Source organism: Pseudomonas sp. IB20 (genome assembly GCF_009707325.1).
GTDB lineage: Bacteria > Pseudomonadota > Gammaproteobacteria > Pseudomonadales > Pseudomonadaceae > Aquipseudomonas.
This window is the reverse complement of sequence record NZ_CP046103.1, coordinates 1,024,291-1,046,656: the sequence shown is the minus strand read 5'-3', so window position 1 is coordinate 1,046,656 and position 22,366 is coordinate 1,024,291. Positions and strand designations below refer to the sequence as shown.

At 59.4% G+C, this 22,366-nt stretch carries 15 protein-coding genes; 13 read left to right on the top strand and 2 right to left on the bottom strand.

What is annotated here, in order from left to right; translation table 11 throughout:
- Positions 1-149: 149 nt before the first annotated feature.
- Both GJU48_RS04770 and GJU48_RS04765 read right to left on the bottom strand, forming a co-directional pair.
- Positions 150-1,544, bottom strand: coding sequence for a PhoH family protein (locus GJU48_RS04770; RefSeq protein WP_012722339.1), 1,395 nt, complete (start codon positions 1,542-1,544; stop codon positions 150-152).
- Positions 1,545-1,892: 348 nt separating this feature from the next.
- Positions 1,893-3,017: a polysaccharide deacetylase family protein gene (locus GJU48_RS04765; RefSeq protein ID WP_094952165.1), complete on the bottom strand. Its 1,125-nt coding sequence runs from the start codon at positions 3,015-3,017 to the stop codon at positions 1,893-1,895.
- Between the two features lie 774 nt (positions 3,018-3,791).
- Between GJU48_RS04765 and yaaA the strand changes: the two genes are divergently transcribed.
- The 13 genes from yaaA (at position 3,792) to GJU48_RS04700 (ending at position 21,968) form a co-directional block, all read left to right on the top strand.
- Entirely contained in the window at positions 3,792-4,571 is a 780-nt protein-coding gene (gene yaaA, locus GJU48_RS04760) for a peroxide stress protein YaaA (RefSeq protein WP_094952164.1), read from the top strand.
- Positions 4,572-5,474: 903 nt separating this feature from the next.
- Positions 5,475-6,791 carry a nucleotide sugar dehydrogenase gene (locus GJU48_RS04755; protein WP_094952169.1) on the top strand — a complete coding sequence of 439 codons (1,317 nt, stop codon included), beginning with the start codon at positions 5,475-5,477 and terminating at the stop codon, positions 6,789-6,791.
- 83 nt (positions 6,792-6,874) lie between these two features.
- Entirely contained in the window at positions 6,875-8,356 is a 1,482-nt protein-coding gene (alg8, locus tag GJU48_RS04750) for a mannuronan synthase (protein WP_176462977.1), read from the top strand.
- A 37-nt stretch (positions 8,357-8,393) separates the two neighbouring features.
- Positions 8,394-9,560 carry an alginate biosynthesis protein Alg44 gene (locus GJU48_RS04745; RefSeq protein ID WP_094952162.1) on the top strand — a complete coding sequence of 389 codons (1,167 nt, stop codon included), beginning with the start codon at positions 8,394-8,396 and terminating at the stop codon, positions 9,558-9,560.
- A 92-nt stretch (positions 9,561-9,652) separates the two neighbouring features.
- Positions 9,653-11,092 (top strand): alginate biosynthesis TPR repeat lipoprotein AlgK, encoded by a 1,440-nt coding sequence (algK, locus tag GJU48_RS04740; RefSeq protein ID WP_371917698.1) that lies wholly within the window; start codon positions 9,653-9,655, stop codon positions 11,090-11,092.
- Positions 11,089-12,576 (top strand): alginate export family protein, encoded by a 1,488-nt coding sequence (locus GJU48_RS04735; RefSeq protein ID WP_094952161.1) that lies wholly within the window; start codon positions 11,089-11,091, stop codon positions 12,574-12,576. Before algK ends, GJU48_RS04735 begins: the two co-directional genes overlap by 4 nt.
- Positions 12,576-14,165 (top strand): mannuronan 5-epimerase AlgG, encoded by a 1,590-nt coding sequence (algG, locus tag GJU48_RS04730; protein WP_094952160.1) that lies wholly within the window; start codon positions 12,576-12,578, stop codon positions 14,163-14,165. The genes GJU48_RS04735 and algG overlap by 1 nt, the downstream gene beginning before the upstream one ends.
- An 11-nt stretch (positions 14,166-14,176) precedes the next feature.
- On the top strand, positions 14,177-15,622 hold the full coding sequence (locus GJU48_RS04725; protein ID WP_094952167.1) for an alginate O-acetyltransferase: 1,446 nt from the start codon (positions 14,177-14,179) through the stop codon (positions 15,620-15,622).
- 24 nt (positions 15,623-15,646) lie between these two features.
- On the top strand, positions 15,647-16,756 hold the full coding sequence (locus GJU48_RS04720) for a mannuronate-specific alginate lyase (protein WP_094952159.1): 1,110 nt from the start codon (positions 15,647-15,649) through the stop codon (positions 16,754-16,756).
- Positions 16,757-16,954: 198 nt separating this feature from the next.
- Complete coding sequence (locus GJU48_RS04715; protein WP_094952158.1) at positions 16,955-18,487, top strand: MBOAT family O-acyltransferase; 1,533 nt, start codon at positions 16,955-16,957, stop codon at positions 18,485-18,487.
- Between the two features lie 11 nt (positions 18,488-18,498).
- Positions 18,499-19,683, top strand: a complete 1,185-nt coding sequence (locus tag GJU48_RS04710) for an alginate O-acetyltransferase (protein ID WP_094952157.1) — start codon at positions 18,499-18,501, stop codon at positions 19,681-19,683.
- 16 nt (positions 19,684-19,699) lie between these two features.
- Complete coding sequence (locus GJU48_RS04705) at positions 19,700-20,353, top strand: alginate O-acetyltransferase AlgF (RefSeq protein WP_094952156.1); 654 nt, start codon at positions 19,700-19,702, stop codon at positions 20,351-20,353.
- A 163-nt stretch (positions 20,354-20,516) separates the two neighbouring features.
- The gene (locus GJU48_RS04700) at positions 20,517-21,968 is read left to right on the top strand and encodes a mannose-1-phosphate guanylyltransferase/mannose-6-phosphate isomerase (RefSeq protein WP_094952155.1); all 1,452 of its coding nucleotides are present in this window, start codon (positions 20,517-20,519) and stop codon (positions 21,966-21,968) included.
- The last annotated feature ends 398 nt before the right edge of the window (positions 21,969-22,366 follow it).

Below are 22,366 nucleotides of genomic sequence, written 5' to 3'. Positions count from 1 at the left end.
GAAAAAATGTAACAAAATAATTACAAACCCCACAAGCACCCACGGCGCATTAACGAAGACAAATGTCGCGCACAACAAAAACCCCGGATTTCGCGAGAAATCCGGGGCGGTTCGTGGCATTTAGCCACCAACTGCGACATCAGTGTGTTTTACAGATGGGACTCGGCGTACTCGGCGAGTATCGAACGAGGTACCCCTTGCAGCGCGATATGCACGCCGTTGGGGAAGTCTTTGAAGCGTTCCGTCAGGTAAGTCAGCCCGGAGCTGGTCGCGGACAGGTAAGGGGTGTCGATCTGTGCCAGGTTGCCCAGGCACACCACTTTGGAACCGGCGCCGGCACGGGTGATGATGGTTTTCATCTGGTGCGGCGTGAGGTTCTGGCATTCATCGATCAAAATCAGGCTTTGCTGGAAGCTGCGACCTCGGATGTAGTTGAGGGATTTGAACTGCAACGGCACTTTGCTGAGGATGTAATCGACGCTGCCATGGGTGTTTTCATCATCCATGTGCAAGGCTTCGAGGTTGTCGGTGATCGCCCCCAGCCACGGCTCCATTTTTTCCGCTTCGGTGCCGGGCAGGAAGCCGATCTCCTGGTCCAGGCCCTGCACGCTGCGGGTGGCGATGATGCGGCGATAGCGCTTGGTCACCATGGTCTGTTCGATGGCAGCAGCCAGGGCGAGGATGGTTTTCCCTGAGCCTGCGGCGCCGGTCAGGTTAACCAAGTGAATATCCGGGTCGAGCAGCGCGTACAGAGCCAGGCTCTGATAGATGTCGCGCGGTTTCAGGCCCCAGGCTTCCTGGTGCAACAGGGGTTCCTGATGCAGGTCGAGGATCAGCAATTTGTCGACCTGGATCTCTTTGATCCACCCCACAAACCCCTGTTCGTCGATGATGAATTCATTGATGTGCACGGCCGGCAGGTTGTCGATCAGTTGTACCTGGTGCCAGGTGCGGCCATGGTCCTGACGGGTTTCGACCTTGCTGACGAGGTCCCAGAAGGAACCGGTCACGGTGTGATAACCCCGCGACAGCATCGACACGTCGTCGACCAGTTGGTCGGTACTGTAGTCCTCGGCAGCGATCCCACACGCTCGTGCCTTGAGGCGCATATTGATGTCTTTGGTCACCAGCACCAGGCGCAGGTCCTTGTCACGCGCGTGCAGGTCGATCAATTGGTTGATGATTTTGTTGTCGTTCAGGTTTTCCGGCAGCAGGCTGTTGGGCTCGCTGCGCTTGCTCATCAGAATCGACAGCAAGCCCTTGGGCCCGCTTTTGCCACGCTGGATCGGCACGCCGACTTCAACGTCCTCAGGTGAAGCTTCACCCAGGGTCTTGTCGATCAGGCGGATGGCCTGGCGGCATTCGGCGGCAACGCTGTGGTGGCCGCTTTTGAGCTTATCGAGCTCCTCAAGCACGATCATCGGGATGGCGACGTGGTGTTCTTCGAAATTAAGCAGTGCGTTTGGATCGTGGATCAATACGTTGGTATCAAGCACATAAAGGATTGGCTGGTCGGAAGAAGGGTTACGTCCATGATCATCCATACTCGGTCACCTTTGTGGGAGCCAGTCGACGCAATACCTGGGCGGTGCTGCGCCTCGATTCGACCACCGACTGCACCGCAGTGACGTCAAGTGCAGTGCCCACATGAGGAGTCTTGGAAGACGCCACCTGTGTTGCAGGTTTCGGCGATCTGACTTCGTAATACCGCAAAAACCATGACAGGAAAAAGCACTTTGACGCTTTTTTGAAGTTTATTTTTCAGGATGACGAATAGCACTAGCCGAGTGCCAGCCACCCCGTTAAAGTCGGAAGTCCGCCTGCATCGAAATGTCGCACAAAATCACCCCCGAAACGCCTCATCCCCAACAGGGCCGGGCATTTGCGCTTTTTCAGCGAAACGCCTCCCGGCAGTCCTGCCAACCCAGCCCACTTTGCGCCGTTGCCTGCAGCAACATCGGTAATGCGACCCGCGCCTTGTCCTGGGTGTCGTGAAACACAATCACACCTTTGCGCCACAACAGCATCAGTGTCAGCACCCGCTGCGCCGACTCATCAGCCTTGAGTTTGCCGGGCTCGTCCTGGGAGTCGATGTCCCATAGCGCTACCTGCAAACCTTGCGACTGGAAGAAGCCCTGGCTGTCGGCGCGACGCTGGCCGTATGGCGGGCGAAACAGCGGCACGTAGTTTTCCGGCATCAGGTTCTGCGCCAGCGCGGCACTGCGGGTGATCGAGCTTTGCCAGTCGACCCAATGGCTGTGGGAACGGTATTGCCAACCTTGGGTGCCCACGCACTGGCCTTGGTAGAGCGCCTGCACATCGGCGGCGGAACTTCGTTCTACGCGGGTTTGCAGGCTGCTGCCGAGGGCGAAGAAGGTGGCGTTCATCTTCTGCTTGCGCAGGTAGTCGGTGAGCCAGTCGGTATGGCCGCTGACCGGCGCGGGGCCGCCGTCGAACGTGAGCAGGAACAGGCGGTCGTTGAATTCGTCGCCATTGCGTTCGTGGTCGCCGAAACGGGCGATTTCGCTGCTGATCTGTGGGAACAGTGCGGCTTTGCGCAGGAGTTCGTCCAAGTAGCGTTCGTGGAAGTTATGGCTGGGGCCAGCCCAGCCTATGTAGAAAGAGTTGTCGCTGACCTGGAATTTGCCGGCTTGCTCGCGCAGGTCGTCCATGCTTTCGACCAGGTAGCAGAATGAGGCGTCTTCTTCGCAGCTTTGCTGGGCGAAGGTGTAGTTTTCCAGCAGGCGCTGCCAGAGCTGGCGACGCAGGTCGTCGATGGCCGCCAGGTTGATGATCTTCAGGCCCAGGCGTTGCTTGAGTGCGGCTTCGTCCTGGGCTTCGCTGGCGATCAAGCTGTGGGCGAACATCAGGATTTCGGCGCGTGAGGCGACGTCGAACAGCGCGGGGCTGCTGAGTTTTTCTGGCCAGGTGGTGCGGTCCAGGCTGGCTACATCAACCGGCGCCGCGTTGGCGGTCAGGCATAACAGGCAAGCAGATAATAAAAGCGCGATTCGCACCTAGGGTCTCCCTCTCCAGAGTCACCGCCCATCATAGCGGATCGCGCCTATCGCCATCATAGGTGGAGTCAAACCGCCCCAACCCCTAGAATCCCGCCCACGCTACACGCCACGATTACAGGAGCCAACCTCATGCTGATGGTGAACGAGCAAGCCCGCTCCCACATTTTGAGCTCAGTACATCAGGTAGATGTGTGTACTCGGACAAATGTGGGAGCTGGCTTGCCTGCGAGGCATCACTGGTTCTGATACCGAGGTGTCTGCATCGCAGGCAAGCCAGCTCCCACAGAAAAGCAGATCTGCTTCTGCTGTGCTTTTGCTGTGCTTTTGCCCTGCTTTTGCTTCAACCACTCAGGTCGGCTACTAGGCCGCCGTGCTTTGCTTTTGATCTTGATCTTGATCTGACAGGCCCCGTTAACCACGATGGCCGCACGCAGGCTTGAATCCGTGGGTAACCCGGCAGGACGCCGGGTTAGCCGCGCTGGGCCAAGGATGGCCCATCGCGGCGGCCCACGGATTCAAGCCTGCGTGCGGGCATGCCGAGCCTAAGCGAGGCACCGAGTGGTGGGGCAAAGCGTTTTTTGGTTACTTTTTTAGGCGTTTGTAAAAAAGTGACTCGCTGTAAGAGCGAAACCCTAAGACCTAGGGTCTCCCTCTCCAGAGTCACCGCCCATCATAGCGGATCGCGCCTATCGCCATCATAGGTGGAGTCAAACCGCCCCAACCCCTAGAATCCCGCCCACGCTACACGCCACGATTACAGGAGCCAACCTCATGCTGATGGTGATTTCCCCCGCCAAAACCCTCGACTTCGAGTCCAAGCCGGTAACCCCGCGCTTCACCCAGCCGCAGTACCTCGACCACTCCCAGGAGCTGATCGAACAACTGCGTGAACTGAGCCCAGCCCAAATCAGCGACCTGATGCACGTCTCCGACAAGATCGGCGGCCTCAACGCCGCGCGCTTCGGCAGCTGGAACCCCGCTTTCACACCGGAGAACGCCAAGCAGGCCCTGCTGGCCTTCAAGGGTGACGTCTACACCGGCCTCAACGCCGAAACCTTCAGTGACGCCGACTTCACCTACGCCCAGGACCACCTGCGCATGCTCTCCGGCCTGTACGGCCTGCTGCGCCCGCTGGACCTGATGATGCCGTACCGCCTCGAGATGGGCACCAAACTGCCCAATGCCCGTGGCAAAGACCTCTACGCCTTCTGGGGCACTCGCATCAGCGAGTGGCTCAACGAAGCCCTCGCCGAACAAGGCGATGACGTACTGCTCAACCTGGCCTCCAACGAGTACTTCTCGGCAGTCAAACGCACGGCCCTGAACGCGCGGATCATCAACACCGAGTTCAAAGACCTGAAGAACGGCCAGTACAAGATCATCAGCTTCTACGCCAAGAAAGCGCGGGGCATGATGAGCCGCTTTGTGATCGAAGAGCGCATCAACGACCCAGCCAAGCTCAAGCAGTTCGATGTGCAGGGTTATCGCTTCAATGCCGAGCAGTCCAAGCCGGATAACCTGGTGTTCCTACGCGATCACGCGCCGGAATAAGGCCCTGCACCCGCCTCACAGACGCTAAAAAACCAATGTGGGAGCTAGCTTGCCTGCGATTACGGTGTTTCAGTCAGAGATAAGTCGACTGATACTCCGTCATCGCAGGCAAGCCAGCTCCCACATTTTCGTTCGCATTCGATAACTGTAATCGTCATTTATTTGGCGCCAAAAAAACATACTGGCGAATTCCTAACGAATCTTTCACTCGACATTTCTCTTTTTTTTTCGTAGTGGCACCCATTTTTTAAAACACTGGTGGCACAAAACTATCCCGTCGCACCAACTCCCTATAACTACTGGCCCAAATAGCAAGTGCTATCAGTATAGTACCAGTGCCATCTTTTCTAATATTTCAAGAAATTTCCGGAAACAGGATGAGCGGCTAGGAACTTCACCCCAAAGCACTGCTCATACCACCGGTAACGAAATTCTCTGTTGCTGTAAGAGATGACTTACATGACCGACCAACGGAAGTAGCAAAGTTGTCATATTGAACTTTGACTCAGGAGTCATATTACCAACCGATTAGTTAATAGCGGCGATAAGGATGAATCGCCAGCAACTACAAGGCCAAGGCTCAGCTTCCCCTAATGGGTCAGCGATATAACCCAAGGCATTGATATTTAAAGGCTAATTGCCTCAATCTATGCCCTGCGGCGCTGGCGCCAAGCCCTTCCCCCAGGAAGGCTGGCTGCATTTCAGGGCAAGTGCCAATAACAAGGCCACGTTTCGCACAACTTGAGTGCACTCGTTAGTCACTCGTTATTTAACATGCCTGCACACGGTAAGTCGGCGTCTATTCGCCCAACTTTCGCGGCATCAGTGACGCTTGCAAACATGAACTCCAGCCATCTAATTGGCATGATTAATATCGTCTTCAATGACAAAGAGGTAAATGCGATGCGCATCAGCATATTTGGTCTCGGTTACGTTGGCGCAGTCTGTGCCGGTTGCCTGTCTGCCCGTGGCCATGAAGTGGTCGGCGTAGACATCTCCAAGGAAAAGATTGACCTGATCAATGCGGGCAAATCGCCAATCGTTGAACCGGGTCTGGGTGAACTGTTGAGCCAGGGTATTGAAACCGGCCGACTGCGCGGCACGACCAACTTCGCCGAGGCCATCCGCGACACCGACCTGTCGATGATTTGCGTCGGTACGCCGAGCAAGAAAAACGGCGACCTGGAACTCAACTATATCGAATCGGTATGCCGCGAGATCGGTTTTGTCCTGCGTGACAAAGCCACCCGCCACACCATCGTAGTGCGCAGCACCGTGTTGCCAGGCACCGTGGCCAATGTGGTGATCCCGATCCTCGAAGACTGCTCCGGCAAGAAAGCCGGCGTCGACTTCGGCGTCGCGGTCAACCCGGAATTCCTGCGTGAATCCACCGCCATCGCCGACTACGACCTGCCACCGATGACCGTCATCGGCGAGTTCGACAAAGCCTCCGGTGATGTCTTGCAGTCGCTGTACGAAGAACTCGACGCACCGATCATCCGCAAGGACATCGCCGTTGCCGAAATGATCAAGTACACCTGCAACGTGTGGCACGCCACCAAAGTCACCTTCGCCAACGAAATCGGCAACATCGCCAAGGCCGTCGGCGTCGATGGTCGCGAAGTGATGGAAGTGGTCTGCCAGGATAAAACCCTCAACCTGTCGCAGTACTACATGCGCCCAGGCTTCGCGTTCGGCGGCTCGTGCCTGCCCAAAGACGTGCGTGCCCTGACCTACCGCGCAAGCACCTTGGACGTGGAAGCGCCGCTGCTCAACTCGCTGATGCGCAGCAACGAGTCCCAGGTGCAAAACGCCTTCGACATCGTCGCCGGCCACGACAAACGCAAAGTCGCCCTGTTGGGCCTGAGCTTCAAGGCCGGCACCGACGACCTGCGCGAAAGCCCATTGGTGGAGCTGGCGGAAATGCTGATCGGCAAGGGTTTCGACCTGAGCATCTACGACAGCAACGTCGAGTACGCCCGTGTCCACGGCGCGAACAAAGACTACATCGAAGGCAAGATCCCGCATGTGTCGTCCCTGCTCAACTCGGACTTCGATGATGTGATCAACAACTCCGACGTGATCATCCTCGGCAACCGCGATGAGAAGTTCCGTGCCCTGGCGCAGAACGCGCCGCACGGCAAGCAAGTCATCGACCTGGTGGGCTTCATGTCCAAGGCCACCAGTACGACAGGCCGCACCGAAGGCATTTGCTGGTAACAGCAACGGCAAGTTTCAGGCTGCAAGCGTACCCATCCCCAGCGCTTGCAGCCTGGAGCCTTCTTCACCTTCGGATGACGCTTATGTCCAAGTTAAAACACGTACTGCTCCAATCCGCCGGCTGGCTGTTCTTTCTGAGCCTGCTGATGGGACTCGCCCTGCTGTTACCGGCGAGTACGTTCGACTCCGAGTCGAAGAATTTTATTTTCCTGATTGGCGCCGTCGGTATCTGGCGCTACTCGATGGGTGCTACGCATTTCTTTCGCGGCATGCTGTTCCTGTACGTGGTCTACCCGCACCTGCGCCGTAAAGTGCGCAAGCTGGGCAAGTCGGCGGACCCCTCCCATGTGTTCCTGATGGTGACCAGTTTTCGTATTGACGCGCTGACCACCGCGCAGGTCTACAGCTCAGTGATCCGCGAGGCCATCGAATGCGGCTTCCCCACCACCGTGGTCTGCTCGCTGGTGGAAATGTCCGATGAGCTGCTGGTGAAAAGCCTGTGGGAACGCATGAACCCACCGGAACACGTGAAGCTCGATTTCGTGCGCATTGCCGGCACCGGTAAGCGCGACGGCCTGGCCTTTGGTTTCCGCGCCATCTCCCGCCACCTGCCGGATGACCGTGCCGTGGTTGCGGTGATCGATGGCGACACCGTGCTCGCCGAAGGCGTGGTGCGCAAGACCGTGCCGTGGTTCCAACTGTTCGGCAATGTCGGCGGCCTGACCACTAACGAGTTCTGCGAAGTGCGCGGCGGCTACATCATGAGCGAATGGCACAAGCTGCGCTTCGCCCAGCGTCACATCAACATGTGCTCCATGGCCCTGTCCAAACGCGTGCTGACCATGACCGGGCGCATGTCGGTGTTCCGTGCCAGCGTGGTCACCGACCCGGGCTTTATCGCCGATGTGGAAAGCGACTCGCTGCAACACTGGCGCCTGGGCCGCTTCAAGTTCTTGACCGGTGATGACAAGTCCAGCTGGTTCAGCCTGATGCGCCTGGGTTACGACACCTTCTACGTGCCGGATGCCGCGATCAATACCGTGGAACACCCACCGGAAAAGAGCTTTATAAAGGCAAGCCGCAAGCTGATGTTCCGCTGGTACGGCAACAACCTGCGTCAGAACTCCCGTGCCCTGGGCCTGGGTGTGCGCCGGCTCGGCCTGTTCACCAGCGTGGTGCTGTTCGATCAGCGCGTGTCGATGTGGACCTCGCTGCTCGGCCTGACCGTGGCCGTCATCGCCACCTTCAAATACGGCGGCGCGTTCATCCTCGCGTACCTGCTGTGGATCGGCATCACTCGCCTGATCCTGACCCTGCTGCTGTCGTGCTCCGGTCACAAGATCGGCCCGGCTTACCCGGTGATTCTCTATTACAACCAGATCATGGGCGCGCTGGTGAAGATCTACGTGTTCTTCCGCCTTGATCAACAGTCCTGGACTCGCCAGGACACCAAACTGACCCGCGATTTGGCCAGCTTTCAACGTTGGTTCAACACCTGGTCGTCTCGGACCATGACCTTCTCCGCCGGCAGCATTTTCGTCGCCGTGTTGCTGATGATGGTCTGACCCTGCCAAGCCTGAATTAACTAGGAACTAAAGCACCATGAATAGCCAAGTAAACGCCAACGTTGTCCACGAATCCGAAGCCCAGCGCCAACATGCCCGGGTCAAAATCCCGGCCAAGCTGCGCTTTTTCAACACCGACCGCACCCAGACCGAAGCACGGGTGATCGACCTGTCTGCCGGCGGCCTGGCGTTCACCGCCACCCAGCCGTTGACCGTCGGTGAAGTGCACAAAGGCCGCCTGCAATTCGTCATCGATAACCTCGGCCTGGCGATGGATGTCGAGCTGCAGATTCGCTCCTACGACCGCCAGACTGGCCGTACCGGTTGCCAGTTCCAGAACCTCGACGCCCAGGATATTTCCACCCTGCGCCACTTGATCACCTCGCACTTGTCCGGCGACATCGTGACCATGGGCGACGTGCTGGCGACCCTGCAACGTGACAACTTCACCAAGGCGCGCAAGGTTAAGGACGGCGGCAGCAACATGAGCGCCGCGGGCCGCTTGCGCGCCGTGGTGTTCAGCGCAGGTATCTTCATCGTCGGCCTGGCAGCCTTCGGTTTCATCTTCAAATCGGTGTACGGCATGTACTTCGTCAGCCATGCCCAGGCTGGCCTCGTCAGCGTACCCGGCATGAACGTGACCATGCCGCGCGACGGCACCGTGCAAAGCCTGCTCAAAGGTGACGCGGTCGCCGCCAAAGGCGCACCACTGGCGACCTTCAGCACCAGCATGCTCGATGTGCTCAAGGGCCACCTGGACGAAGAGCAGCTGCAACCGGCCAAGGTGGAAGAGCTGTTCGGCAAGCAAATGACCGGCACCCTAACCTCCCCATGCGATTGCATCGTCGCCCAGCAACTGGTCGCCGACGGCCAGTACGCCAGCAAGGGCGATGTGATTTTCCAACTGGTGCCACGCGGCAGCCTGGCCAACGTGGAAGCGCGCTTCACCTACCGCCAGTTCGCCGACGTTCGCCCAGGTACACAGGTGAACTTCCAGATCGCCGACGAAGAACAGATCCGCACCGGCACCATCGTCAGCAGCACCAGCCTGAACAGCGCAGACCTGTCCTCCGACATCCGCGTGCAAATCAAGCCGGATGCCCCGCTGGACAGCACCTACGCCGGCCGCCCGGTAGAAGTGACCAGCGACCGTGGCCCATCGCTGAACTGGCTGATCGATAAAGCCATGGCTCACGGTCTGTAAGCGAGGACATGCCTGTGAACCCTATTTCAAAAACAGCACTGACCCATGTGGGAGCCGGGCTTGCCCGCGATGCAGGCGACTCGGTTTTTCAGATGCACCGAGGTGAGCCCATCGCAGGCAAGCCAGCTCCCACACAGAGCAGATCGCACTTCGCCGCAGCCTACTGCGCGCTGGCACTGGCAGTTTCTTTGGCCGGTTGCGCCGGCCTGCCCGACCAGCGCCTGGCCAACGAAGCCCTCAAGCGTGGCGACACCGTCACCGCCCAGCAGAACTACCAGCAGCTGGCGGACCTGGGTTACAGCGAGGCCCAAGTAGGCCTGGCCGATATCCAGGTGACCACCCGCGACCCCGAGCAAATCCGCCAAGCCGAAGCCACTTACCGCGCGGCCGCCGATACCTCGCCACGGGCCCAAGCCCGCCTGGGTCGCCTGTTGGTGGCCAAGCCGGGTGCCACCGAGGCCGAGCAGCACGAGGCTGAAGGTTTGCTGAAAAAAGCCTTTGCCAATGGCGAAGGCAACACCCTGATCCCGCTGGCCATGCTGTACCTGCAATACCCGCACAGCTTCCCCAACGTGAATGCCCAGCAGCAGATCACCAAATGGCAAGCAGCGGGTTACCCGGAAGCAGGTCTAGCCCAGGTGCTGCTGTATCGCACCCAGGACACCTACGACCAGCACTTGGATGATGTAGAGCGCATCTGCAAGGCCGCGCTGAACACCACCGACATCTGCTACGTCGAGCTGGCCACGGTCTACCAGAAAAAAGCCGAGCCGGAAAAACAGGCCGAACTGCTCAAGCAAATGGAAGCAGGCTACAGCCGTGGCACCGTCACCGCCCAGCGTGTTGATAGCGTTGCGCGTGTCTTGGGCGATGCGACCCTGGGCAAGACCGATGAAAAAACCGCGCAAGCCCTGCTGGAAAAAATCGCCCCCGGCTACCCCGCTTCCTGGGTCAGCCTGGCGCAACTGCTCTACGACTTCCCCGAACTGGGCGACGTCGACCAGATGATGAAATACCTGGACAACGGCCGCGCCGCCGACCAGCCGCGCGCCGAGCTATTGCTGGGCAAGCTCTACTACGAAGGCAAGTGGGTGCCGGCAGACGCCAAGGCCGCCGAAGCGCATTTCGAAAAAGCCGTGGGCAAGGAAGTCGCCGCCGATTACTACCTCGGCCAGATCTACCGCCGTGGCTACCTGGGCAAGGTCTACTCGCAAAAAGCCCTCGACCACTTGCTGACCGCTGCGCGCAACGGCCAGAACAGCGCCGACTTCGCCATCGCGCAATTGTTTTCCCAAGGCAAGGGCACCAAGCCCGACCCATTGAACGCCTACGTCTTCAGCCAGTTGGCGAAAGCCCAGGACACGCCAGAGGCCAATGACTTGGCCACGCAGCTCGAAGCCCCGCTCACGCCAGAGCAACGCGCCGAAGGCCAACGCCTGGTGCAACAGGAGCTGGCGACACGCGGCACCCTGGCCCAGAGCACGCTGCAACTGCACGCCCTGCAAGAAGAAGACGGCGAGGAATCCCTATGAAGCTCAACCCATTCGTCAAGGCCGGCATCGGCCTGACCTTCGCCCTGCTGTGGTCGTGCCCGACCCTGGCCGCGCTGACCGAAGCCAAGAACTTCGGCCTGGAAGTCAAAGCCACCGCGCAGTCCGAAGATGACCGCGACCTCGGTACCCAGAAAGGCGGCGACGTCAACGGTATCGGCCTCGACCTGCGCCCGTGGGTCTACGGCGAAAGTGGCGCGTGGAGCGCCTACGCCATGGGCCAGGCGGTCGTGTCGAGCGACATCATCGAGACCGACCCCCTGCAACAATCGGCCGATGACGAAAATCAGCAAACCACCAACAACGACCGCAAGTCCAAGAAAAACTACCTGGCCATGCGCGAGTTCTGGGTCGGCTACAGCGGTTTCACGCCTTACCCGGGCGAGCTGCTCAAGCTGGGTCGCCAACGCCTGCGCAATGACGACGGCCAATGGCGCGACACCAATATCGAAGCGCTGAACTGGACCTTCGACACCACCCTGCTCAAGGCCAATGTCGGCGTTGCCGAACGCTTCAGCGAATACCGCACCGACCTCAAGGAGCTGTCGCCCAAGGACAAGGACCGCCAGCACCTCTACGCCGACGCCGCCTACCAGTGGACGCCCGGCCAGTGGATCGGCCTGCGCGCCCACCACACCCATGACGACGGCAAGCTCGACTACCCGGAACCGGGCGTGGCCACCGACTCGTTGGACAAACGCGAAAACGGCGACCTGACCTGGCTCGGCATCGAAGCCAACAGCGACGCCTACAACTGGCGCAACACCAACACGGTCAATTACTGGGCCAGCGTCACCGGCATGAGAGGCGACCGCAACACGGTCAACGCCTTGAACGCCGACGGCTCACGTCCGACAGAAGCCAAGCGCAGCGATGACGTGAGTGGCTGGGCTACCGACCTGGGTATCCGCCTGCGTCTGGATCCGCAGTGGCAAGTCGGCGCGGCTTATTCGCGTGCGAGTGCCAACTACGAGCAGAACGGCCTGCAGAGCAACCGTTCGAACTGGACCGGCACCCAGTCCCGCGTGCACCGCTTCGGCGAAGCGTTTCGCGGCGAGATGAACAACGTGCAGTCCATGAGCCTGTTCGGTTCCTGGCAACTGCGCGAGGACTATGACGCCAGCCTGGTCTATCACAAGTTCTGGCGCGTCGACGGCAACAAGCCGGTGGGCAGCAACGGTATCGATGCCGTGCAGAACAACACCGACGACGTGACCGGCGCGATCCTGTCCAGCACTTCCCTGCCGCTTGAAGACGGCAAGAAAGACTTGGGCCAGGAGATGGACGTGGTAGTCACCAAGTACTTCAAGAAAGGCCTGCTGCCGGCCGCGCTGAGCCAGTCGATCGACGAACCGTCGGCCCTGGTGCGCTTCCGGGCGGGTGTGTTCAAGCCGGGTGATGCCTATGGCAGCCAGGTCGACTCGTACATGCACCGCGCGTTTGTCGACGTGATCTGGAAATTCTGATGGGAGCCTGCGCAATGAACCCTCAAGCCCTCAAAGGCTCGGTCAGCCTGCTGGTCGCAGCCATGCTGCTGGCCAGCACTTCGGCCTTTGCCGACGGTGCGGCGGTGAAGGCGCCGACCATCGCCAAAGAACTGCAACAGGCCAAGACCTACACCATTTCCAGCCCGCCAACCGCGCCGCTGGAAATGGCTAAACCGGCCCTGCCGGACCTGTCGGGCTACACCGCCGCAGCGATGGAAAAGAAGATCGTCAGAAGCAAGACGGGCAAAGTCAGCATCCGACGCATGATGCAGGAAGACGCCCTCAAGGACTTCATCGGCGGCGACAACAAGATGGCCGAATGGGTGGTTCGCCAGCACGGCATTCCCCAGGCGATCTTTGTCGACGACGGCTACATGAACCTCAAGGACCTGCTCGGCAAAGTGCCCAAGCAGTACCTCAGCGAAACCTCGCCGGGTGTGTTCCTGGCCAAGTTGCCGATCGTGGTCGGGCGCAAGGGCATCCTCGAAATCGACAAGAAGACTCAGGAGTTGCGCCTGTCACAACAAGCCGGCTCGTTCCTGATCAACGACGGCCAGCTGTTTGTGCGTGACACCAAGATCACCGGCTGGAACGAAAAAACCAATGGCCCGGCGCTGTTCCAGTCGCCCAAGGAATTCCGCCCGTTCCTGCTGGCCTGGGGCGGTACCGAGACCTACGTCGCCAACAGCAAGATGGCCAGCTTCGGCTATGCCAACAGTAAGTCGTACGGGGTGAGTATTTCCCAGTACACGCCGAACATGGCCAAGGTGCTCAAGCGCCCTGAGCCGACCGGTTGGATCATCGATTCCGAGTTCTCGGACATGTGGTACGGCTTCTACTGCTACGAAACCACAGGTTTTGTGCTCAAGGGCAATACCTACAAAGACAACATCGTCTACGGCATTGACCCGCACGACCGTTCCCACGGCCTGATCATCGCCGACAACACCGTCTACGGCACCAAGAAGAAGCACGGCATCATCATTTCCCGGGAAGTGAACGACAGCTTTATCTTCAACAACCGCAGCTACGACAACAAGCTCTCGGGCCTAGTGATCGACCGTAACAGCGTGAACAACCTGATCGCCGACAACGAGATTTACCGCAACCACACCGACGGCATCACGCTCTATGAGAGCGGCGACAACCTGCTGTGGGGCAACAAAGTGATCGCCAACCGTCGCCACGGCATTCGCATCCGTAACAGCGTGAACATTCGCCTGTACGAAAACACCTCGATGGCCAACGGCCTGACCGGCGTGTACGGCCACATCAAGGATTTGACCGACACCGACCGCGACATCGCCCTCGACCCGTTCGACGCCAAGGTCTCGCTGATCGTGGTTGGCGGTGAGCTTGCCGGTAACGGCAGCGGGCCGCTGTCGATCGATTCGCCATTGAGTGTCGAACTGTATCGCGTGTCGATGCTGGCGCCGACCAAATCCAGCGGCATCAGCTTCAACGGTGTGCTGGGTGATCGGCAGGAAGAAATTCTCGACCTGTTGGTGCGCCAACAGAAAGCCGTGCTGATCGACCCTGTCGAACGCCAGACCGAAATGCAGGACTGAGGATGACCCTTATGCACCCACACATGATCAAACTGCTGAGCCTCTCGGGTCTGACCCTCGGCCTGCTGGCGGCCAGCCAAGGCGTACGCGCCGACGAAATCAAGGCGCCGACCTTCACTGCCGAACCGTGCTGCAGCCTGTGCCCGGCTGCCCACGACGCGAAAAACTACACCACGCGTTACCAGCAGAACTTCACCACTCTGGTGCAAGCCCAGGGCGACTGGCTGTTCCGTACCCAGGAAGACCTGCGCACCGAATTCGACACCAGCCCCGCCGGCTACAAACGCATGCAACAGCTGCACGATGCGTTCAAGGCCAAGGGCGTGGAGCTGGTGGTGGTGTACCAGCCGACCCGTGGCCTGGTAAACCGCAACAAGCTCAACCCCGACGAGAAAGCCAAGTTCGATTTCGACAAGGCGCTGGGCAACTACAAGACCATGCTCGGCCGTTTCGCCAAGATGGGTTACGTGGTGCCGGACCTGTCGCCGCTCACCAATGAGCAACTGCCGGATGAACTGCCGGCCCACGATTTCTACTTCCGTGGCGACCAACACTGGACGCCATACGGTGCCCAGCGCACGGCGAAAATCGTCGGTGCCAAAGTGCGTGCCATGCCCGAGTACGCCGAGATTCCCAAGCGCGAATTCGAGACCAAGCGCTCGGGCCGCATGGGCAAGACCGGCACCCTGCACAACATGGCCGGGCAACTGTGCGGCACCAGCTACGCGATCCAGTACATGGACCAGTTCACCACCGAGCCCAAGGGCGAAGCGGGCGACGGCGACCTGTTCAGCGATTCGGGCAACCCGCAGATCACCCTGGTGGGCACCAGCCACAGTGGCAAGAACTACAACTTCGCCGGTTTCCTCGAACAGGAAATCGGTGCCGACATCCTCAACGTCGCCTTTCCTGGCGGTGGCCTCGAAGGTTCGATGATCCAGTACCTGGGCAGCGAAGAATTCCAGAAAACCCCGCCAAAGATTCTGATCTGGGAGTTCTCGCCGCTGTATCGCCTCGACCAGGAGACCATCTACCGCCAGATGATGTCGCTGCTCGACAACGGCTGCGAAGGCAAGACTGCGCAGATGACCGCCAGCACGACGTTGAAACCCGGCAAGAACGAATTGCTGGTTAACAGTTCGAACAAAGACCTGCGCAACGCCAACCATCAGGTTGATATCCGCTTCGCCGACCCGTCGGTGAAAACCCTGCAAGCCACCCTCTGGTACATGAACGGGCGCCACGAGGACATCAAGATCGAGAAACCCGAAACATCCGACACAGACGGGCGTTTCGCCTTTGAACTGCGCACCGATGAAGACTGGGCCTCGCAGAACTTGCTGGCCGTGGAAGTACAAGGCCCCGAAGCGGGCGCTGCCGCGCAGAAAGTCGAAGCGAAAATTTGCACACGCAACGTATTCCCGGCCAGCGGTCAACAGACCGCTTCAAGGCCGTGAAATAAGCGCGCAATGAGGTTACCTATGCAGAAGTTATTGATTCCATCGTTGCTGGGCCTGGCGATCTTCGCCGGCGCAGCCAACGCCGCCGCCCCGCTGCGTCCGCCTCAGGGCTACTTCGCACCGATCGAAGCGTTCAAGACCGGCGACTTCAAAAATGACTGCGACGCCATGCCGGCGCCGTACACCGGCTCGCTGCAATTTCGCAGCAAGTACGAAGGTTCGGACAAAGCCCGTTCCACCCTGAATGTGCAATCCGAAAAAGCCTTTCGCGACAGCACCGCCGACATCACCAAGCTGGAAAAAGACACCAGCAAGCGCGTGATGCAGTTCATGCGCGACGGTCGCCCGCAGCAGCTGGAATGCACGCTCAATTGGCTTACGAGCTGGGCCAAGGCGGATGCGTTGATGTCCAAGGACTTCAACCACACCGGTAAGTCCATGCGCAAATGGGCGCTGGGCAGCATGGCTTCGGCCTATGTGCGACTGAAGTTCTCCGACTCGCACCCGCTGGCCAACCACCAGCAGGAATCGCAGTTGATCGAAGCCTGGTTCAGCAAAATGGCCGATCAGGTCGTCAGCGATTGGGACAACCTGCCGCTGGAAAAAACCAACAACCACTCCTACTGGGCCGCCTGGTCGGTGATGGCCACGTCCGTCGCCGTCAACCGCCGTGACCTGTTTGATTGGGCGGTGAAGGAATACAAGGTCGGCGCCAACCAGGTCGATGACCAGGGCTTTTTGCCGAATGAATTGAAGCGCCAGCAACGGGCTTTGTCGTACCACAACTACGCACTGCCGCCGCTGTCGATGATCGCCAGTTTTGCCTTGGTCAACGGTGTGGATCTGCGCCAGGAAAACAACGGCGCGTTGAAACGCCTGGGCGACAAAGTGCTGGCCGGGGTCAAAGACCCGGAGATCTTCGAGAAGAAGAACGGTAAAGAGCAGGACATGAAGGACCTCAAGGAGGACATGAAATTCGCCTGGCTTGAGCCCTTCTGCACCCTCTACACCTGCGCCCCGGATGTGATCGAGCGCAAGCACGGCATGCAGCCGTTCAAGACCTTCCGGCTGGGCGGTGACCTGACCAAGGTCTACGACCCGACGCATGAAAAAGGCAACAAAGGCAACTGATACACAGCTCCCACACCTGGACTCGGTCCAAAAGTGGGCGCTGGCTTTATGTGGGAGCTGGCTTCGGTGCATCGCGGGCAAGCCCGGCTCCCACACAAGCCAGCTCCCACACTGAAACGTGTACACCCTCCCGAATTTGATGGGGGGTTTGGGGGGGCCGTTGGCCCTTGACTGTCTGTTAAACATGGAGAGATCGGGATGGTTTTCTCGTCCAATGTGTTCCTGTTTCTGTTCTTGCCGATCTTTCTCGGTTTGTATTACTGGAGCGGGCAACGCTATCGCAACCTGCTGCTGCTACTGGCCAGCTATGTGTTCTACGCCTGGTGGCGAGTGGACTTCCTGGCGCTGTTCGCCGCCGTCACGCTGTGGAATTACTGGATCGGCCTCAAGGTCGGTGCGGCCGGCGTGCGCACCAAGCCGGCTCAACGCTGGCTGCTGCTCGGCGTGGCAGTCGACCTGTGCATCCTCGGCTACTTCAAGTACGCCAACTTCGGCGTCGACAGCATCAACGTGATGATGAAGTCGGCGGGCCTGGAGCCGTTCATTCTCACTCACGTGCTGTTGCCGATCGGGATCTCGTTCTACATCTTCGAGTCCATCAGCTACATCATCGACGTGTACCGCGGCGACACCCCGGCCACCCGTAACCTCATCGACTTTGCGGCGTTCGTGGCGATCTTCCCGCACTTGATTGCCGGCCCCGTGTTGCGCTTTCGCGACCTGGCCGACCAGTTCAACAACCGCACGCACACCCTCGACAAATTCTCCGAGGGCTGCACGCGGTTCATGCAGGGTTTCATCAAGAAAGTCTTCATCGCCGACACCCTGGCGGTGGTGGCCGACCATTGCTTTGCCCTGCAAAATCCGACCACGGGCGATGCGTGGCTCGGCGCGCTGGCCTACACCGCGCAGCTGTACTTCGACTTCTCCGGCTACAGCGACATGGCCATTGGTTTGGGCTTGATGATGGGTTTCCGCTTCATGGAAAACTTCAAACAGCCGTACATCAGCCAGTCGATCACCGAGTTCTGGCGCCGCTGGCACATCAGCTTGTCGACCTGGCTGCGTGACTACCTGTACATCACCCTGGGCGGCAACCGTAAAGGCACGCTGACCACCTACCGCAACCTGTTCCTGACCATGCTGCTCGGTGGCCTGTGGCACGGTGCGAACATCACCTACATCGTGTGGGGCGCCTGGCACGGCATGTGGCTGGCGATTGAAAAAGCCATCGGCCTCAACACCGCGCCGCGCAGTTTCAACGTGGTGCGCTGGGCCTTCACCTTCCTGCTGGTGGTGATGGGCTGGGTGATCTTCCGCTCGGAGAACCTGCACGTCGCCGGCCGTATGTACGGTGCGATGTTCAGCTTTGGCGAGTGGTCACTGTCGGAGCTCAACCGCGCCAACCTCACTGGCCTGCAAGTGGCAACCCTGGTGGTGGCGTACGCAACGCTGGCGTTCTTCGGCCTGCGCGACTTCTACACCAACCGCCCTGCCGAGAAAGCCAAGCCGGCCGACCCGAGCCTGATCAAGGCCGTGCCGGGTGACAACCCGGACAGCATCCACCAGCCAGGTTTCACCGTCGGCCAGGACGCCGCCGTGCAACCGGCCTACTGGACCGCTGACTGGCCACGCTACGCCATGCGCGCTGCGGTACTGCTGCTGTTTGTGGCATCGATCTTGAAACTGTCGGCGCAGAGTTTCTCGCCGTTCCTTTACTTCCAATTCTGAGGGAGCCGACCATGACCCGTTCATTCCGCGTCCTCTATATCGCGCTGTTCCTACTGGTGCTGCTGGCCCTGGGCGCCTGGTCGATGCGCAGCTTCTTCGGCTTCAGCACCAATGCCGACGCGACGGTGCTCAACGGCCGCTGGACCAAGGCCGTCGAGACCCACTACGACGACCAGTTCCCGATCAAGCGCATCGGCACCAACCTGTGGGCGGCGCTGGACTACAAGCTGTTCAACGAAGGCCGCCCTGGCGTGGTGCTGGGCCGCGATCACTGGCTGTACAGCGACCAGGAGTTCAACCCCGCCGTCAATGAAGACCAGAACCTTGAGGGCAACTACGCGCTGGTCGAAGGCGTACGCCAGAAACTCAAGGCCCAGGGCATTCAATTGGTGATGGCGATTGTGCCGGCCAAGGTGCGCTTGTACCCAGAACACTTGGGCGAAGTGAAACCAGCGAGCATCCACGCCAACCTGTACCAGGACTTCCATGCCCGTGTCGCCGCCGACAAGATCATCGCCCCTGACCTGCTTGGGCCCCTGCAACAGGCCAAGCTGGGCGGCCAGCAAGTGTTCCTGCGTACCGACACCCACTGGACGCCGGACGGCGCCGAAATCGCTGCCAAGCAATTGGCCAAGGTGATTAGCGAAAAGACCCCGCTCAGTGGCGAGCCACAGCGCTTTGTCACCGAAGCTGAAAAGACCGAACCGCACAAAGGCGACCTGCGTCTGTTCCTGCCGCTGGACCCGCTGTTTGAAAACCTGATGCCGCCCAAAGAACCGCTGCAAAAACGCTTGACGCATTTGGCTGAAAACAAAGGCGACGACGCGCTGTTCAGCAACAGCGAAACCCCGGTGGCACTGGTCGGCACCAGCTACAGCGCCAACCCTAACTGGAACTTCGTCGGCGCGCTCAAGCAAGCCTTGCACAGCGATGTCATCAACTACTCCGAAGACGGCCACGGCCCGATTCTGCCGATGCTCAGCTACCTGAAAAGCGACGACTTCAAGAACAGCCCGCCACAGGTGCTGATCTGGGAGTTTCCTGAACGTTATCTGCCCGTCAACAACGAAATCGGTGACGCCGACCCGCAGTGGGTTGCGCAGCTTAAAAAAGCCGGTTCGCGCCAACAGAACATGGCACTGAATACACCCGCTAAACACCAAAAATCCGAGACGCCCGACCGGGCGCAAAACTGAAAGAGAGGTAACTCACATGACTTTCACTACTACTGCGCGTCATCTCGCTAAGACTCTGGCCCTGGCTGCCGGTATGAGCTTGGTATCCCTGTCCGCCTTCGCCGGTGACGCTGCCTTGTACGGCCCTGTCGCACCGAAAGGCTCAAGCTTCGTACGTGTCTACAACGCATCCAACCAAGAAGTGAGCGCCACCGTCGGCGCGACCAACCTGAGCGACGTTGCGCCACTGGCCAGCAGTGACTTCAGCTTCATGCCCGGCGGCGACTACAGCGCCAAGGTCGGCAGCCAGACCGTGCCGGTCAAACTCGCCGCCGACCACTACTACACCCTGGTCAACAGTGGCAGCGGCCAGCCGCAACTGATCGAAGAACCGCCGTTCAAGAACAAGCAGAAATCCCTGGTACGCGTGCAGAACCTCAGCGACAAGGCCCTGACCCTGAAAACCGCCGACGGCAAGACCGACGTGGTCAAGTCGGTGGCCGCCAAAGGCCGTGGAGAGCGTGAAATCAACCCGGTGAAGGTGAGCCTGGCGTTGTATGACGGCGACAAGAAAGTCGGTGATGTGAAGCCGGTTGCGTTGGAACGTGGTGAAGCGGCGGTGCTGTATGTGACCGGTTCTGGTTCGAGCATTTCGCCAGTCTGGGTCAAGCGCCCAGTGTCGACCCGCTGATTAGCTTTTGAAATTGACGCTCCCCCTGTAGGAGCCGGGCTTGCCCTACCGGGCTTGCCCGCGATGCTGACACCTCAGTGCATCAGTGACACCGAGGTGATGCCTTCGCGAGCAAGCCCGCTCCCACAGGCTCTGACCCAAATCGATTCAAGGAGAAACATCCATGATCCCAGTAATCCTTTCCGGTGGTAGCGGCTCACGTCTTTGGCCGCTTTCCCGTAAACAGTTCCCGAAGCAATTCCTGGCCCTGACCGGTGAGCACACGCTGTTCCAGCAAACCCTGGAGCGCCTGGTGTTCGAAGGCATGGACTCCCCAATCGTGGTCTGCAACAAGGACCACCGTTTTATCGTTAATGAGCAACTGAGCACGCGTAAGCTTGAGTGCCAGCGCATCCTGATGGAACCGTTCGGGCGCAATACCGCACCGGCTGTGGCCCTGACCGCGATGATGCTGGTCAACGAAGGCCGCGACGAACTGATGCTGGTGCTGCCGGCCGACCACGTGCTCGACGACCAGAAAGCCCTGCAGCGCGCCCTGGCCCTGGCCACCGTGGCGGCCGAGCGTGGCGAGATGGTGCTGTTCGGCGTGCCAGCAACCCGTCCGGAAACCGGTTATGGCTACATCAAGTCCACCAACGATTCGCTGCTGCCCGAAGGCGTGAGCCGCGTACAGCAGTTCGTGGAAAAACCCGATGAAAAACGCGCCGTCGAGTTCGTTAAAAGCGGCGGTTACTTCTGGAACAGCGGCATGTTCCTGTTCCGTGCCAGCCGCTTCCTCGAAGAGCTGAAAAAGCACGATCCGGACATCTACGACACGTGCCTGCTGACCCTGGAACGCAGCGAGCAAACCGCCGACACCGTGACCTTCGACGAAGCCACCTTCGCTTGCTGCCCGGACAATTCCATCGACTACGCCGTGATGGAAAAAACCCAGCGCGCCTGCGTGGTGCCGCTGAGTGCGGGTTGGAGCGACGTGGGTTGCTGGGCTTCGTTGTGGGCGGTTAACGACAAAGACGCCAACGGCAACGTCAGCAAAGGCGACGTGGTGATCCAGGACAGCCGCAACTGCATGATCCACGGCAACGGCAAGCTGGTCTCGGTGATCGGCCTGGACAACATCGTGGTGGTGGAAACCAAGGACGCGATGATGATTGCCCACAAGGACAAGGTCCAGGGCGTCAAGCAGATGGTCAGCACCCTCAACGAGCAGGGCCGCAGCGAAACCCAGAACCACTGCGAAGTCTATCGCCCATGGGGTTCCTACGACTCGGTGGACATGGGCGGGCGGTTCCAGGTCAAGCACATCTCGGTAAAACCGGGCGCGTGCCTGTCACTGCAAATGCACCACCACCGCGCCGAACACTGGATCGTGGTCAGCGGCACGGCCGAAGTCACCTGTGACGAAAACGTGTTCCTGCTCTGCGAGAACCAGTCCACCTACATCCCGATCGCCTCGGTGCACCGCCTGCGCAACCCAGGCAAGATCCCGTTGGAGATCATCGAAGTGCAATCGGGCAGCTACTTGGGCGAAGACGATATCGAGCGGTTCGAAGATATCTACGGGCGCTCCACACCAGTTGAGCGTGGCGTGTCGGTGAAAACTATCGCGCAGTAAAACAGTCGTAAAAGAAGCCCTCACCCAGCCCATTGCGTCCCCTATCCGCAGTGGGTTGGGTGGGGGCTTTTTCTTTCTGTTTACGCTGACTGCGAGGCCATGATTGGCCCCACCCAATACCGGCCAGTGCTATAGGCTCATATTTTTAAGCGCGTTAGACCACTACTAATAATGCGACTGACGGGGTCACGATCAGGACCGCCCCTGTACTTCAAAGGGATGGAGTGCGGTACATCCACATAGAAAATATGCTGTAGGTCGCCAGATAAGTGACGGTTCAATGCGTGACGGTTCCCTCACAAATGTAAGACGAAGTACCCTGGCACTATCAGCCAGCACCTGATGCCCTTGTAGGCACACTTGCGTAAAGTCCGTTCACTCCCCTTCCTCCTGGGACA

Bases quoted from the DNA above. Each gene is read 5' to 3' on its own strand.
- GJU48_RS04770 (WP_012722339.1), bottom strand. From the start codon at position 1,544: ATGGATGATCATGGACGTAACCCTTCTTCCGACCAGCCAATCCTTTAT.
- yaaA (WP_094952164.1), top strand. From the start codon at position 3,792: ATGCTGATGGTGATTTCCCCCGCCAAAACCCTCGACTTCGAGTCCAAG.
- GJU48_RS04755 (WP_094952169.1), top strand. From the start codon at position 5,475: ATGCGCATCAGCATATTTGGTCTCGGTTACGTTGGCGCAGTCTGTGCC.
- alg8 (WP_176462977.1), top strand. From the start codon at position 6,875: ATGTCCAAGTTAAAACACGTACTGCTCCAATCCGCCGGCTGGCTGTTC.
- GJU48_RS04745 (WP_094952162.1), top strand. From the start codon at position 8,394: ATGAATAGCCAAGTAAACGCCAACGTTGTCCACGAATCCGAAGCCCAG.
- algK (WP_371917698.1), top strand. From the start codon at position 9,653: ATGCACCGAGGTGAGCCCATCGCAGGCAAGCCAGCTCCCACACAGAGC.
- GJU48_RS04735 (WP_094952161.1), top strand. From the start codon at position 11,089: ATGAAGCTCAACCCATTCGTCAAGGCCGGCATCGGCCTGACCTTCGCC.
- algG (WP_094952160.1), top strand. From the start codon at position 12,576: ATGGGAGCCTGCGCAATGAACCCTCAAGCCCTCAAAGGCTCGGTCAGC.
- GJU48_RS04725 (WP_094952167.1), top strand. From the start codon at position 14,177: ATGCACCCACACATGATCAAACTGCTGAGCCTCTCGGGTCTGACCCTC.
- GJU48_RS04720 (WP_094952159.1), top strand. From the start codon at position 15,647: ATGCAGAAGTTATTGATTCCATCGTTGCTGGGCCTGGCGATCTTCGCC.
- GJU48_RS04715 (WP_094952158.1), top strand. From the start codon at position 16,955: ATGGTTTTCTCGTCCAATGTGTTCCTGTTTCTGTTCTTGCCGATCTTT.
- GJU48_RS04710 (WP_094952157.1), top strand. From the start codon at position 18,499: ATGACCCGTTCATTCCGCGTCCTCTATATCGCGCTGTTCCTACTGGTG.
- GJU48_RS04705 (WP_094952156.1), top strand. From the start codon at position 19,700: ATGACTTTCACTACTACTGCGCGTCATCTCGCTAAGACTCTGGCCCTG.
- GJU48_RS04700 (WP_094952155.1), top strand. From the start codon at position 20,517: ATGATCCCAGTAATCCTTTCCGGTGGTAGCGGCTCACGTCTTTGGCCG.